This is a genomic window from Amycolatopsis tolypomycina (assembly GCF_900105945.1).
GTDB classification, from domain to species: Bacteria; Actinomycetota; Actinomycetes; order Mycobacteriales; family Pseudonocardiaceae; genus Amycolatopsis; species Amycolatopsis tolypomycina.
The window spans coordinates 209,761-223,606 of sequence record NZ_FNSO01000001.1 but is presented as its reverse complement, the minus strand read 5'-3'; the positions used below and the strand labels follow the sequence as shown (position 1 = coordinate 223,606).

General features: G+C 71.4%; 13 protein-coding genes and 3 tRNA genes. 7 read left to right on the top strand and 9 right to left on the bottom strand.

Features of this window, described 5'->3' with window-relative positions; genetic code table 11:
* Window positions 1-6: 6 nt before the first annotated feature.
* From nusG to BLW76_RS01170, 3 genes are all read right to left on the bottom strand, one after another.
* Window positions 7-867 (bottom strand): transcription termination/antitermination protein NusG, encoded by an 861-nt coding sequence (nusG, locus tag BLW76_RS01180; protein ID WP_091303980.1) that lies wholly within the window; start codon window positions 865-867, stop codon window positions 7-9.
* Between the two features lie 66 nt (window positions 868-933).
* Entirely contained in the window at window positions 934-1,374 is a 441-nt protein-coding gene (secE, locus tag BLW76_RS01175) for a preprotein translocase subunit SecE (protein WP_091303979.1), read from the bottom strand.
* Window positions 1,375-1,400: 26 nt separating this feature from the next.
* Window positions 1,401-1,473 (bottom strand) — tRNA-Trp (locus BLW76_RS01170).
* A 206-nt stretch (window positions 1,474-1,679) separates the two neighbouring features.
* On the opposite strand from BLW76_RS01170, the gene BLW76_RS01165 reads away from it, so the two are divergent.
* From BLW76_RS01165 to BLW76_RS01150, 4 genes are read left to right on the top strand one after another with little or no spacing between them, the layout of a single operon-like run.
* On the top strand, window positions 1,680-2,600 hold the full coding sequence (locus BLW76_RS01165) for a TIGR03619 family F420-dependent LLM class oxidoreductase (protein ID WP_091303978.1): 921 nt from the start codon (window positions 1,680-1,682) through the stop codon (window positions 2,598-2,600).
* Window positions 2,601-2,660: 60 nt separating this feature from the next.
* A complete protein-coding gene (locus BLW76_RS01160) occupies window positions 2,661-3,011 on the top strand; it encodes a GntR family transcriptional regulator (protein WP_091303977.1) in 351 nt (116 codons plus the stop codon).
* Window positions 3,008-3,967, top strand: a complete 960-nt coding sequence (locus BLW76_RS01155; RefSeq protein WP_091303976.1) for a hypothetical protein — start codon at window positions 3,008-3,010, stop codon at window positions 3,965-3,967. Before BLW76_RS01160 ends, BLW76_RS01155 begins: the two co-directional genes overlap by 4 nt.
* 35 nt (window positions 3,968-4,002) lie before the next feature.
* Window positions 4,003-4,908, top strand: a complete 906-nt coding sequence (locus BLW76_RS01150; RefSeq protein WP_091303975.1) for an SGNH/GDSL hydrolase family protein — start codon at window positions 4,003-4,005, stop codon at window positions 4,906-4,908.
* Between the two features lie 202 nt (window positions 4,909-5,110).
* Here BLW76_RS01150 and BLW76_RS48275 read toward each other — a convergent pair whose 3' ends face one another.
* From BLW76_RS48275 to BLW76_RS01120, 6 genes are all read right to left on the bottom strand, one after another.
* Window positions 5,111-5,509, bottom strand: coding sequence for a MaoC family dehydratase (locus tag BLW76_RS48275; protein WP_167384422.1), 399 nt, complete (start codon window positions 5,507-5,509; stop codon window positions 5,111-5,113).
* The gene (locus tag BLW76_RS01140; RefSeq protein ID WP_091303973.1) at window positions 5,506-5,955 is read right to left on the bottom strand and encodes a MaoC family dehydratase N-terminal domain-containing protein; all 450 of its coding nucleotides are present in this window, start codon (window positions 5,953-5,955) and stop codon (window positions 5,506-5,508) included. The genes BLW76_RS48275 and BLW76_RS01140 overlap by 4 nt, the downstream gene beginning before the upstream one ends.
* A gap of 77 nt (window positions 5,956-6,032) precedes the next feature.
* Entirely contained in the window at window positions 6,033-6,197 is a 165-nt protein-coding gene (gene rpmG, locus BLW76_RS01135) for a 50S ribosomal protein L33 (RefSeq protein WP_005152047.1), read from the bottom strand.
* Window positions 6,198-6,246: 49 nt separating this feature from the next.
* Window positions 6,247-6,319, bottom strand: a tRNA-Met gene (locus tag BLW76_RS01130).
* A 50-nt stretch (window positions 6,320-6,369) separates the two neighbouring features.
* A tRNA-Thr gene (locus BLW76_RS01125) sits at window positions 6,370-6,442 on the bottom strand.
* Between the two features lie 80 nt (window positions 6,443-6,522).
* Entirely contained in the window at window positions 6,523-9,162 is a 2,640-nt protein-coding gene (locus BLW76_RS01120) for a putative bifunctional diguanylate cyclase/phosphodiesterase (protein WP_091303972.1), read from the bottom strand.
* A gap of 237 nt (window positions 9,163-9,399) precedes the next feature.
* Between BLW76_RS01120 and BLW76_RS01115 the strand changes: the two genes are divergently transcribed.
* The 3 genes from BLW76_RS01115 (at window position 9,400) to lon (ending at window position 13,766) form a co-directional block, all read left to right on the top strand.
* Window positions 9,400-10,338 (top strand): GNAT family N-acetyltransferase, encoded by a 939-nt coding sequence (locus BLW76_RS01115; RefSeq protein ID WP_091303971.1) that lies wholly within the window; start codon window positions 9,400-9,402, stop codon window positions 10,336-10,338.
* 70 nt (window positions 10,339-10,408) lie between these two features.
* A complete protein-coding gene (locus BLW76_RS01110; RefSeq protein ID WP_091303970.1) occupies window positions 10,409-11,263 on the top strand; it encodes an SAM-dependent methyltransferase in 855 nt (284 codons plus the stop codon).
* A gap of 100 nt (window positions 11,264-11,363) precedes the next feature.
* The gene (gene lon / locus BLW76_RS01105) at window positions 11,364-13,766 is read left to right on the top strand and encodes an endopeptidase La (RefSeq protein WP_091303969.1); all 2,403 of its coding nucleotides are present in this window, start codon (window positions 11,364-11,366) and stop codon (window positions 13,764-13,766) included.
* Window positions 13,767-13,846: the final 80 nt, after the last annotated feature.

The window sequence follows — 13,846 nt, the reverse complement described above, 5'->3', positions numbered from 1 at the left end:
CGGCCGTCAGATCTTGGAGACCTGGTTGAACGACAGCTCGACCGGGGTCTCCCGGCCGAAGATCGACACCAGGACCTTCAGCTTCTGCCCGTCGACGTTGACCTCGGAGATCGTCGCCGGCAGCGTCGCGAACGGGCCGTCCATGACCGTGACCGACTCGCCGACCTCGAAGTCGACCTCGACGGCCGGGCCGCCGAGCGGCGCCGCGACGGCGGCTTCGCCCTTGCTGGCCTTCGCCGGGGCTTCCTTCTCGACCTGCGGGGCGAGGAACTTCAGCACCTCGTCCACGGTCAGCGGCGACGGCCGCGAGGTGGCGCCGACGAACCCGGTGACACCCGGCGTGTTGCGCACCGCGCTCCACGAGGCGTCGTTCAGGTCCATCCGGACCAGGATGTAGCCGGGCAGCACCTTGCGCTGCACCTGCTTGCGCTGGCCGTTCTTGATCTCGGTGACCTCTTCGGTCGGGACCTCGATCTGGAAGATGTAGTCCTCGACGTCCAGGGTCTGCGTCCGGGTCTCGAGGTTGGTCTTCACCTTGTTCTCGTACCCGGCGTAGGAGTGCACGACGTACCACTCGCCGGGCGCGGCGAGGAGCTCGGCGCGCAGCTTGGCGACCGGGTCCTCGTCGTCCGCGGCGGCCTCTTCGGCCACGGCCACGTCGTCGTCGACCTCGCCGCCCTCGTCGGCCGAGGCGTCGGCGGCGTCCGAGACGTCGGCGGCGGAGTCATCGGAAGCGTCGTCCTCGGAGTCCGACACGTCGACGGGCTCGAGGTGCGCGGACTCCTCGTCACCGAGTGCCGCGTGCACCTGCTCGTCGGAAAGCTCGGTCAGGTCGTGACCGGCTGCTGTGCCGTTGTCGGAGGTCACGTTCCGTCCTCTCAGTTGATCATTGCCGGGGCCCGGGCCCCGTTCGGCGCCACGCCCTGGGGCGCGTCAGCCGAAGATGTGGCCGATGCCCCACTTGAACAGGAGGTCCAGGCCACTCACCAGAGCCACCATGAACACCACGAAGACCAGCACGACCGCGGTGTAGGTGACCATCTGCTTCCGGTTGGGCCAGATGACCTTGCGCAGTTCCGCCCAGACCTCGCGGACGAAGCGCACCAGCCGCGCGAACACGGAAGCCTTCTTCGGCTTCTGGTCCCGCTTCGGAGTCGGAGCGCCCTTCGCGTCGGGGGCGGTCTTCTCCCCCGACTTCCCGGCCGGGCGGGTCTTGTCGTCCGCACGTGCCGCGGACTTCCCCGCCGGACGAGCGGTCGCACGGCGCTCACGCCGGGCAGCGGCTGTGACGGGACGGGACTGGCTCTCGGGCTTCTGCCCGGCGCCGCCCTGCTCCTGCTCGCCGCCGCTGGCGTCGCTGTCGCTCACGACCACTCCTCCGCTCCACCAGTTCCGTTACGCAGGGGTGACAGGACTTGAACCTGCAACCTGCGGTTTTGGAGACCGCTGCTCTGCCAATTGAGCTACACCCCTGTGGAGCCCCGATCGCTCGGAGCCCCGGTGGACGCATTCCATCGTCCCCACCATCCAGGCGGGGATGACCGTAGTGCGTTCCAAGTCCCGAAGTCTACGGCAAGCCTCGCGAGGGTCCGCAACCGCGCCCCCCGATCGACCACCGCACCCCGGCCGGCCTGCGGAAAAATCCCCGCCGACCTCCTGATCATGCCAGGATGTCCGCCATGACGACCACCCCCCGTCCGGCGGGGGCTCCGATGCGGCTCGGGCTCGCCCTCCCCCAGTACGGCGCGCTCGCCGATCCCGCGGCCGTGCCGCGTTTCGCGACGGCCGCGGAGGACCTCGGCTTCACCTCGCTGTGGGTGGGCGACCGGATCCTCGCGCCGCGGGCGCCATCGGACCTCTACCCGGGCGGCGGGACGCCGGAGCACCCGTACCCCAAGGAGTTCGAGACCTTCGCCGACCCGTTCACGACGCTGGCCGCCGCGGCGGCGGTGACCCGCACGGCCCGCCTCGGGACGAGCGCGCTGACCGGCCCGGTGTATTCCCCGGTGCTGCTCGCCAGGGCCCTGGCCTCGCTCGACCTGGCCTGCTCGGGCCGGCTGGACGTCGGCTTCGGCCTCGGCTGGCTGCGCGAGGAGTACTTCGCCACCGGCGTGCCGTGGGCGGACCGCGGCCTGCGGCTCGAAGAGCTGCTCGACGCGCTCGAAGCGCTGTGGACCGGCGACCCGGCCGAGCACGAGGGCCCGCAGTGGCGGATCGCGCCGTCGACGGTCGGCCTGCGCCCGGCGCAGCAGCCGCGCCCGCCGGTGCTGCTCGGCGGGTTCTCCCCGCCGGCGCTGGCCCGGGTGGGGCGCCGCGCGGACGGCTGGCTCGCCGGCTGGATGCCGGAGCAGTACCTGACCGGCCTCTGGTCGGTGGCGCTCGACGCGGCCGAGCAGGCGGGCCGCGACCCGGGTGCACTGCGCCGGGTGCTGCGGATCAACCCGCGGCCGGGCACCGCCGTCGAGACGGCCGCCGACGTCCGACCCTGCCTCGACGTGGCCCGTGAGCTGGGTATTTCCGAGGTGCTCGTCGACCTGCACTACGTCGCCAAGAACGTCGACCACGCCCTGGACCTCGCCGGCGAACTCGTCGCGAGCTGAGCCGCCCCGCTGTGACGCACCTCTCGCGCACACCCTGATAGTTCTATTATAGTTAGAACTATGCTCGTTCAAATCGATCCGAGCTCCACCGTCCCGCTCTTCGAGCAGGTGGCCGCGTCGCTGCGCCGGTCCCTCGCCGACGGCAAGCCGGCTCCCGGCCAGCAGCTGCCCCCCGCCCGCGAACTGGCCGCGGCCCTCGAGATCAACGTCCACACCGTGCTGCGGGCGTACGCGCTGCTCCGCGACGAGGGCCTCATCGACCTGCGCCGCCGCCGGGGCGCCGTCGTCATCGGCGGCGCGTCGAACCGCGCGCGGCTGGCCGAGCTGGCCGAAGACCTGGTCCGCGAAGCGAAGCGCGCGGGCGTCGGCCTCGACGAGCTCACCGGGGTGTTGAAGGAGAAGTACTCATGACCAAGCTGATCCGGGTCCTGTTCGCCACGGCCGTGCTGCCGGGCGCCGCGCTCGCCGTCGCGGGCACGCTCGAAGGCGCGTGGGCGCACCGGCTGCCCGACCCCGTCGCGACGCACTGGAACAGCGGCCCGAACGGCGCCACCCCGCTCGCCGTGTTCACCGGCGTGTGCTTCGGGCTCGGCGTGCTCGCCGTCCTGCTCCTGGCCACGACGGCGGTGACGACGCTGCGCCGCGGACGCCCGCTGCCGCGCGCCACCATCGGCGTGGGCGTGGGGTTCGCCGCCCTGCCTGCCGCGGTCCTGCTTTCGGTGCTGGTGGCGAACCTCGACGTCCCGGAGTGGCACGCGGCCCGCAGCGGCCTCGTCGTCGTGCTCTTCATGCTGGGCGCGGCGGCCCTCGGCGTCGTCGCGGCGCTCGTCGGCGGCCTGCCGTCGGCGCCGGAACCCGAGGCGACCGCGAACCGGCCGAGCGTCGGCCTGCGGCCGGGACAGCGCGCGTACTGGGTGAGCTGGGCGGCGAACCCGGCGATGCTCTGGGCGCTGACGCTGGTCCCGGTGGCGATCGCGCTCGTGCCCGCCGGGGTCTCCTGGCCGGTGGCGATCTGGACGGCCCTGGTCGGCGTGCTGGTCGCGGCGCTGACGTACCGGCTGTCGGCGACCGTGGACGCCAAGGGCGTGACAATCCGCTTCGGCCTGCTGGGCTTCCCGTGGCGGCACCTGGCGCTGGACAGCATCCGCGAAGCGGACACGCGCGAGGTGGCGACGTTCCGCGACGGCGGGCTCGGCCTCCGGTTCAACCCGGTCACCGGCACGACGGCGTACAAGGTCCGCGGCGGCCCGGCCCTGGTGCTTTCCCTGGCCAGCGGCCGGACGGTGCTGGTGAGCGTGGACGACCCGGAGACGGGCGCGGGACTGGTCAACGACCTGCTCGCGCAGCGGATCACCCGGATTGACTAGGTCGGCGGCGCGGCGGCTTCGGTAGAAACGAAGAAGTGGCGAAGAAGAGCGGTGGCGGCGGCTGCCTGGTGCTGGTGCTCGTGGTCGGGCTGCTGGCCTTCGGGTACTACAAGTGGCAGCACGGCTCGTCGTCGGCGCCCCCGGACGGCGCGGACACCGGCGGCGGCAGCGGCCGCTACGTCGCACTCGGGGATTCGTACACGTCTTCGCCGCGCACCGGCCGCCAGGCGGGCACCCCGGCCGGCTGCGACCGCTCGGACGACAACTACCCGCACCTGGTCTCGGCGAAGCTGAAGCCGGCGCAGTTCGCCGACGTCAGCTGCAGCGGCGCGACGACGGCCAACCTGACCGGGTCGCAGAAGACGGGCAACGGCACGAACCCGCCCCAGCTGGACGCGGTGACGGCGGAGACGACGCTGGTGACGGTGGGCATCGGCGGCAACGACGCCGGGTTCTTCTCGTACGCCTCGAGCTGCGCGACGACCGACCAGAACGCGTCACCGTGCCGCGACCGCCTGACGGCGGGCGGCCGCGACCAGCTGGCCGAGCGCATCGACGCGACGGCCCCGAAGATCGGCGCGATCCTCGACCGCATCCACAAGCAGGCCCCGAAGGCCAAGGTGGTGGTGGTCGGCTACCCGACGGTGCTCCCCGACGGCGCCGGCTGCTGGCCGTCACTGCCGTTCGGCGCGGGCGACATCGAGTACTTCCGCGGCGCGCTGGGCAAGCTGAACAAGATGCTGGAGGACCAGGCGGACGCCCACCGGGCGGGCTACGCGGACACGGCCACCCCCGGCAAGGGCCACGACGTGTGTTCGGCGTCGGACAAGCGCTGGGTGGAGGGCCTGCTGCCCGCCTCGCCGGCCGCCCCGCTCCACCCGAACGCCCGGGGAGAGCAGGGCATGGCCGACGCGGTCCTGGCGGTGCTGAAGCTGCCGTAACGCCGCCGCCCCGAGCGCCCCAATGTGGCGTTGGTTGCGCTCAACGCACCGAACGCCACATTGGGTGCGCTCAACGCACCGAACGCCACATTGGGTGCGCTCAACGCACCGAACGCCACATTGGGTGCGTCCAGCGCACCGAACGCCACATTGGGTGCGTCAGATGCACCGAACGCCACATTGGGGCGCATGGCAAGCCTGGTCAGCGGCGGACGAGGGCCTGCGGCTTCCCCAGCACGGTCTTCCCGTCGAACTTCACCACGAGGTCGATCCGCGCGATCCCGTCGTCCTTCACGTCCGCGACCTTGCCGGTGATCTCCACCACCGCGCCCTCGGCCGTGTTCGGGACCACGACCGGCCGCGTGAACCGGGCGCTGAAGTCGACCAGCCGGGCCGGGTCACCCAGCCAGTCCGTGACCACCCGGCCCGCCACCGCCATCGTCAGCATCCCGTGGGCGATCACGTCCGGCAGGCCGACGTCCTTCGCGAACGTCTCGTTCCAGTGGATCGGGTTGAAGTCCAGCGCCGCCCCGGCGTAGCGCACCAGCTGCTCGCGGGTGATCCGAACCTCGAGGGCAGGCAACTCGTCGCCGGTGTTCACGCGTTCTCCCCTCGGACGACCAGCTGCGCGCGGGTGGTGCAGACCTTCTGGCCGGCCGCGTCGGTGATGTCCGCGCGCAGGTTGATGAAGTCGTTGCCGGCGCGGGCCATGATGCCGTCGATGTGGGTGGTCACCTCGAGCACGTCGCCGGCGTACACCGGGCGCGTGTAGGTGAAGCCCTGGTCGCCGTGGACCATCCGCGCGTAGTCGAGGCCGAGCTCGGGGTCGGCGACGATCGCGTTGATCGAGGCGAGGTTGATGATCGTGAGGAACGTCGGCGGGGCGATCACGTCGGGGTGACCGGCCTCGCGGGCCGCCTCCGGGTCGCGGTAGACCGGGTTCGCGTCGCCGATCGCGTCGGCGAACTCCCGGATCTTCTCCCGGCTCACTTCGTAACTGGTCTGCGGCGGATAAGTCCGCCCGGTGAACGACTGGTCCAAGGGCACCCGAGGAGGCTACCAACAGCAAAGAGCCGCCCCGGTGGTCCAGGGCGGCTCTTCGAAGCTGGTGCGAACGCGCTACGTCAGCGGGTTTCCTTGTGCGTCCGGTGCGTACCGCAGTTCGGGCAGAACTTCTTCATCTCCAGGCGATCCGGGTTGTTGCGCCGGTTCTTCTTGGTGATGTAGTTGCGGTGCTTGCACTCTTCGCACGCCAGCGTGATCTTGGGTCGCACGTCGGTGGCAGCCACAGCGTTTCCTTCTCTCTCAGGTCCGGGGGCCAGCCCCGTCGTTACCGCGTAGCGGTGGCCGGACTTGAACCGGCGACACAGCGATTATGAGCCGCTTGCTCTGCCAACTGAGCTACACCGCCCTTACATGACCCAAGCCGCGACACGCAGGCGTGACGCGGCTGAGGTCGAGAGCCCCTTTACGGAATCGAACCGTAGACCTTCTCCTTACCATGGAGACGCTCTGCCGACTGAGCTAAAGGGGCCTGGCCTCTCGCGAGGACTTGGAAAGATTAGCAACCCCCGTCACCCGCCCGTGCAACCGGGGTCCCCAAACCGCAAAACCTCAGGTCAGGAGGGTCAGCACGGTCTCCGAGTGCCGCCCCGGCGAGCGGGCCGTCCGGGCCTGCAGCCACGCCTCCAGCCGGTCCTCCGGCAGCGGCCGCGAGATCAGGTAGCCCTGGGCGACGTCACAGCCCATCGCCTCGAGCTGGTCGCGCGCCACGTCCTCCTCGACGCCCTCGGCCACCACCGTCAGCCCGAGCGAGTGCCCCAGCTCGACGATCGACCGCACGACCGCCAGGTCGCCGAGGTCGGTGCCCATGCCGAGGACGAAGCTCTTGTCGATCTTGACCTGGTCGACCGGCAGCTGCCGCAGGTACGCCAGCGACGAGTACCCGGTCCCGAAGTCGTCGACGGCGAGGGTGATGCCCAGCGAGTGCAGCTCCCGCAGGATCGGCAGCGCCTTCTGCGGGTCGGACATCACGCCGGACTCGGTCAGCTCGAACGTCAGCAGCTCCGGCGGGATGCCGTAGTGCTCCAGCTCGCGGGCGACCTTGTTCGGGAAGTCCTCGTCGGCCAGGTTGCGCACCGACAGGTTGACCGCCACCGAGATCCGCAGGCCCTCGTCGAGCCACTTGCGGCAGCGCTTGAGCGCCTCGCCGAGCACGAAACCGGTCAGGACGCCGATCAGGCCGGCCGCCTCGATGGCCGGGACGAACTCGTCCGGGCCGAGCCTGCCGAACTCCGGGTGCACCCAGCGGACCAGCGCCTCGACGCCCTGTACCTGCCGGTTCGGCAGGGTGATCTTCGGCTGGTAGTGGACGCTGACCTGGCCGTCCTCCAGCGACTGCCGGAACTGCGTCACCATCTGGAAGCGGCGCAGGAAGATCTGGCCCATGCTCGGCACGTAGCCGCGGACCTCTTCGCCACCCTTCGTCGCGCGGACGGCCACGTCCGCGCGCTGCAGCAGGCCTTCGATGTCGACGACGTCGCCGGGTTCGTCCGCGGACGTCGTCGCGTAGCCGATCATCGCGTTCGCCTCGACCGAGAGCCGGTCGACCGGGTAGGGCGCCGACAGCTCTTCGCGCAGCCGTTCCGCCGCGTGGTGGGCGTCCTCGGGCGGGCAGCCGACGAGCAGCGCCGCGAAGGACGCGCCTTCGAGCCGGGCGAGCGGGACGTCGGGGCCGAGCGCGTCGCGGATGCGGCGGCCGGCCGCGACCACCATCCGGTCGGCCCACGCGTAGCCGAGCGCGTCGCTCACCGTCGAGAAGACGTCGAGGTCGATCCGCAGCACCACGGCGTTGGCGAAGTCCCGCAGCGGCTCCTTCGCCACCTGCCGGAAGCCCGGCCGGTTGAGGTGCCCGGTCAGCGGGTCGTGGTAGGCGTCGTGGCGCAGCGTCGCCAGCAGCCGCCGGTTGTCCAGCGACGTCGCGAGGTGGCTGGCCATCGTGCCGAGCAGCTGGACGTCGTACTTGCCGAAGCCGCGCCAGCGGGACAGCCGGTCGTGCGCCTCGACGACGCCGAGCAGCCGGTTCGCGCTGCGCAGCGGGACGACGAGCGCCTCTTGCGCACCGCGGTCGAGCAGCGCCGCGCGGACGTCGGGGTTGGCCTCGGTGATCCGGAAGTGCCGGACGTGCGCGCCGGGCAGCCGCAGCAGCGGGTCGTCGGCGGCCGGGTCCGCGGGCGGCAAGTCGTCGCCCGCGACGACGACCCGCATGGTGTCCTTCGGTTCGAGCCGCAGGCGCAGCACGACGCGGCCGGCGGCGAGCTGGTCCTTGATGCGCTCGGCGATCGTCGCCCATTCGCGGACGTCGACGCCGCCGACGAGCTCGTCGGCGCGGCTGGCCGGGCGCGCCGCGGCCTGCTGGCCCGAGCGGGCCACCATCAGGCTGACGTCCGAGAGCGCTTCCATGTCCCGCTGCTCGCGCAGCAGGTCGGAGTACGCCCAGTACAGCGCGGTGAGGCCGAGGAAGACGGCGAGCACCAGCGGCCAGGCCTGGGGCGTGGTGGAGATGACGAGGTAGCCGGAGAGGCCGACGGACGCGTTGACGAAGCCGACGACCAGGATCCGCCCGGTGAGCCGGACGGCGGTGCTGACCCGCATGCGGCGCCGCAGCACGCGCACCGCGGCCAGCGCGAGCAGCGTGCTCACCAGCGGCGCGGTCAGCGTGCCCGCCAGTGCCGCGACCCACGGGATCTTGTCGCCCGCCCCGACGGCGTGCTTCACCAGCCCGGCGACCGCGAAGGCGCCGGTGATCTCGAGCAGGAACGCGCCCGCGTTGTAGAGGACGCGGCCGGCGACCTTGCGCGCGAGCAGCGTGCCGATGCCGGCGATCAGGTGCGCGGCCAGCACGACCTCGAACGGCGCGATGAAGAACCCGATGACGAGCGGGATTTCGGTGAACGAGATCGTCCACGAGATGCCGCTGCGGACGTCGACGTTGATGCCGAGCTGTTCGGCGAGCAGGAAGGCGACCGCGAGCACGGGCCCGATCCACAGCAGCCGGTCGTCCCAGTGGAACGGCAGCCACGAACCGACCGCGAACGCGGCGGCGAGCCCGAGGCTCAGCACGGCGAAGGTGTAGACGCGGAACCGGCGTTCGTCGGTGCGGGCTTCGGCGGAGACGGGGGGTGTCCCGGAAGCGGCTCCCGGCCCGGGCTGCGCCTGCGCGACGGCGTCGCCGTGGGCGTTGGTGTCCGGCATCCGACCTTCCCTCCCGGCTTGTCCACCGGCAATGATCCGTGACTTCGGGTGTGGACAAGGGCCATACCGTACCCCGTAGGGCGTACCCGTGTCCCTTTCGAGACAGTAGGAGATCACCCCAGGGTTAACAATGCCTCGAACGCGCTGACCTGCGTGGACCAAGGAGTGAAACGCCGGATGTCCGAACTCGGTCCGGTTCTCTACGCAAGGGACGCCGGGTAGCGCTTCAATGGGCGCATGCACAGCGATGTGATTGCCACCGAGCACGCGACGCGGCTCGCGGCGGTGGATCCCCTGCTCCCCGGATCAACTCCCTTCGAGGCGGCGGAAAACGCCGTGGTGCTGGAAGTCGCGACGGGCGACTCCGCGGCGTCCGGACTGGCTTCCCGCGTCCAGGTCGACCGCGACGCCCCGAACGCGCCGTGGCGGGCGCTGACCGAGCACCGGCTCGACCTCCAGCTGGCCGGCCCGCAGCCTGCGGCCGTCCTGGACGCCCTCCTCACCCGATGGGATGAACATCTCCGCGCGGTCGCCGAGCGCGGCGACACGGAGACGGCGGCGATCGTCCCGCGCGCGAGCCGCGACGCCGCCGGCGCCCGCGAAATGCTGCACCACGGCTTCGCGCCACTGCGGGTCATCGCGGTCCGGCCCGCGCAGCGGCACGTCCCGGCGACCCCGCTCGGCACCCCCGGCGTCAAGATCCGCCGCGCCGCGCCCGACGACCTCGAGACCGCGGTGGCGCTCGGCATGGAGCTGCACTCCTACGACGCCCAGTACGGCACGGTGAACTGGCGCACCGGGGTCGAGGAGATCCTGGCCAAGGACCTCGCGGAGCAGCTGAAGCGGCCGGAACCGCCGCTGTGGATCGCCGAGCTGTACGGCCGCCCGCTCGGCATGGTGAGCGTCCAGCACCCGGGTGAGACCGGCTGGATCAGCGGCCGCGTCGCCGCGTCCCGCGTCGGCTACCTGTCGTCGCTGGCGGTCGCGGAGGCCGCGCGGTCGTCCGGCGTCGGCACCGCGCTGGCGACGCACGCCCACCACGTCCTCGACGAGGAAGGCGCCGACGTCGTCCTGCTGCACCACGCCGCGGCGAACCCGCTGTCGACGCCGTTCTGGTACGCGCAGGGGTACCGCCCGCTGTGGACGTACTGGCAGCGTCGACCGGCTGTTCGGTGAACTACTGGAGGATTACCCGGGCTGCCACGGGCTTATAGGCTGGCCTCGCCACCAGCGAGGGGAGCCTGAAGTGACCGACCAGCGGGATTCCGCGCCGAGAGCGCCCGAAGGCGTCGACACCGAGAAGCCGTCCGCGGCCCGGATCTACGACTGGTACCTGGGCGGTACCCAGAACTGGGCCGTGGACCGCGAGTTCGGCAGGCGCATGGAGCAGCAGTGGCCGCTGGTGCGCCCCGGGTCGAAGCAGAACCGCGAGTTCATGAACCGCGCGGTGCGCGCGGCGCTACGGGCCGGCATCCGGCAGTTCATCGACCTCGGCTCGGGCGTGCCGACGGCGGGGAACGTGCACGAGGTCGTCGAGGCGGAGCTGCCCGACGACCACGACGCGAAGGTCGTGTACGTCGACTACGAGCCGGTCGCGGTCGCGCACGCGACGCTGATCCTCGAAGAGGGCATGGCGACCGACTGGGCGGGCATCGTCCAGGCCGACATGCGCGACGCGAAGTCGGTGCTGCGCGCGCCGGAAACACGGCGGCTCATCGACTTCTCGCAGCCGGTCTGCCTGATCATGGCGGCGGTGCTGCACTTCGTCGGCCCGGACGACGACCCGGAGGGGCTGCTGGCGACCTACCGCGACGCGCTCGCGCCGGGCAGCTGGCTGGCGATCTCGCAGATGAGCGAAGGCGACGGCAAGGGCGAAATGCTCGACGGGCTGCGCTGGTTCGTCGAGCAGTACCGGAAGACGAGCAACCCGGTCTGGTTGCGCAACCGCGAAGAAATCCAGCCGCTCTTCGGTGACTGGGAGCTGCTGGAGCCGGGCATCGTGCACCTGCCGGACTGGCGGCCGGACCGGAAGATCAACGCGCTCGAGGCGGAGGCCCGCCCGTTCGCGTGGTGCGCCGTCGGGGTGAAACCAGGCCGCTGACCTGCGGTTTTGGTGATCGCTGTGGGCGAACGCACCATCGGAAACAAACGCACCCATCGGAGAGTTGAGCTAGGCAGACTCAACTACACGAGGAGTGCACATGTCCGACACCCGCCTCCTGCCCGTGCTCCCGCTCGATGACGACGTCGTGCTGCCGGGCATGGTCGTCCCGCTCGACCTGACCGACACCGAGACGCGGGCAGCGGTGGAGTCCGCCCAGGCCAAGGCGCCGAGCCAGGCGTCGTTCCCCGGCATCCGGTCCGCCGCGCCCGCCAAGGCCGAGGTGCTGATCGTCCCGCGCGTCCACGGCGAGTACGCCGAGTTCGGCACCGTCGCCACGGTCGAGCGCATCGGCCGCGTGCCCGGCGGCAAGGCCGCCGTGCTGCTGCGCGGCACCACCCGCGCGGTCGTCGGCCGAATCGCCGACGGTCCTGGCGCCGCCCGCTGGGTGCACGCCGAGGACGCCCCCGAAACCACCGACGACCGGACGGCCAAGCTCGCGGCCGAGTACAAGGCCGTCGTCATCTCGATCCTCCAGCAGCGCGGCGGCTGGCAGCTGATCGACGCCGTCCAGCAGGTCGAAGAGCCGTCCGCGATCGCCGACCTGTCCGGCAACGCGCCGTACCTGTCGACCGACCAGAAGCTCGAGCTGCTGTCCGCTTTGGACGTCAGCGCCCGGCTGGAGAAGGCCCTCGAGTGGAGCAAGGAGCACCTCGCCGAGCTCGAGGTGACCGACACGATCCGCAAGGACGTCGCCGAGGGCATGGAGAAGCAGCAGAAGGAGTTCCTGCTGCGCCGCCAGCTCGAGGCCATCCGCAAGGAGCTCGGCGAGCTCGACGGCACCGCGGACGAGACGGACTACCGCGCCCGCGTGGAAGCCGCCGAACTGCCCGACGCCGTCAAGAAGGCCGCACTGGCCGAAGTGGACAAACTGGACCGCACGTCCGACCAGTCCCCCGAGGGCGGCTGGATCCGCACCTGGCTGGACACCGTCCTGGAGCTGCCCTGGAACGAGCGCACCGAGGACGTGTACGACATCGCGGCGGCACGGGCCATTTTGGACGCCGACCACGCGGGCCTCGACGACGTCAAGGAACGCATCATCGAGTACTTGGCCGTCCGGAAGCGCCGTGCGGAAAGCGGTCTCGGCCCGGTCGGCGGACGGCGGTCCGGTGCGGTGCTGGCCCTCGCGGGCCCTCCCGGAGTCGGCAAGACGTCGCTGGGTGAGTCCGTCGCGAAGGCCATGGGCCGCAAGTTCGTCCGCGTCGCCCTGGGCGGCATCCGCGACGAGGCGGAGATCCGCGGCCACCGCCGCACGTACGTCGGCGCGCTGCCCGGCCGGATCGTCCGCGCCATCAAGGAAGCCGGCTCGATGAACCCGGTGGTGCTGCTCGACGAGATCGACAAGGTCGGCGCCGACTACCGCGGCGACCCGACCGCGGCGCTGCTCGAAGTGCTGGACCCGGAGCAGAACCACACGTTCCGCGACCACTACCTCGAGGTCGAGCTGGACCTGTCCGACGTCGTGTTCCTGGCGACGGCCAACGCGCTGGAGACGATCCCCGGCCCGCTGCTGGACCGCATGGAGCTCGTCACGCTGGACGGCTACACCGAGCACGAGAAGGTCACCATCGCCCGCGACCACCTGCTCCCCCGCGAGCTGGAGCGCGCCGGCCTGGGCGCTGCGGACGTGGTGCTGACGGACGCGGCGTTCAGCCGGATCGCCGCCGAGTACACCCGCGAGGCGGGCGTGCGCGACGCGAACCGGACGATCGCCAAGGTGCTGCGGAAGATCGCGACGAAGGTGGCACTGGACGAGGTTTCGCTGCCGCTGTCCGTCGACGCCGGTGACCTGGACACCTACCTGGGCCGCCCGCGGCACATCCCGGAGTCGTCGCTGCCGGCGTCGACCCAGCGCACGGCAACCCCGGGCGTGGCAACGGGCTTGGCGGTGACCGGCGCGGGCGGCGACGTCCTGTACATCGAGGCGTCGCTGGCGGACGAGGAGTCCGGCGCGTCGGGCCTGCAGCTGACCGGCCAGCTCGGCGACGTGATGAAGGAGTCGGTGCAGATCGCGCTGTCGTACCTCAGGTCGCACGGCGCGGAGCTGGAGCTGCCGGTGGGCGACCTCCGCAACCGCGGCATCCACGTCCACGTCCCGGCGGGCGCGGTCCCGAAGGACGGCCCGTCGGCGGGCATCACGATGACGACGGCGCTGGCGTCCCTGCTGTCGGGCCGCGTGGTCCGGCCGGACGTGGCGATGACGGGCGAGGTGTCCCTGACCGGCCGGGTCCTCCCGATCGGCGGCGTGAAGCAGAAGCTCCTGGCCGCGCACCGCGCGGGGATGAAGACGGTGATCATCCCCCAGCGCAACGAGCCGGACCTCGACGACGTCCCGGCCGAGGTGCTTTCGCAGCTGGACGTCCACGCGGTGGCGAACGTCCGCGAGGTCCTGGACCTCGCCCTGACCCCGGCTTCGACGCCGGTTCCCCAGGCGGCGTAACCCCGAGCGCCGCCACCTGGAACGGCCGGTTTCCTTTCCCGCGGGAAACCGGCCGTTCCGCAACTGGTGACCAATTCCTC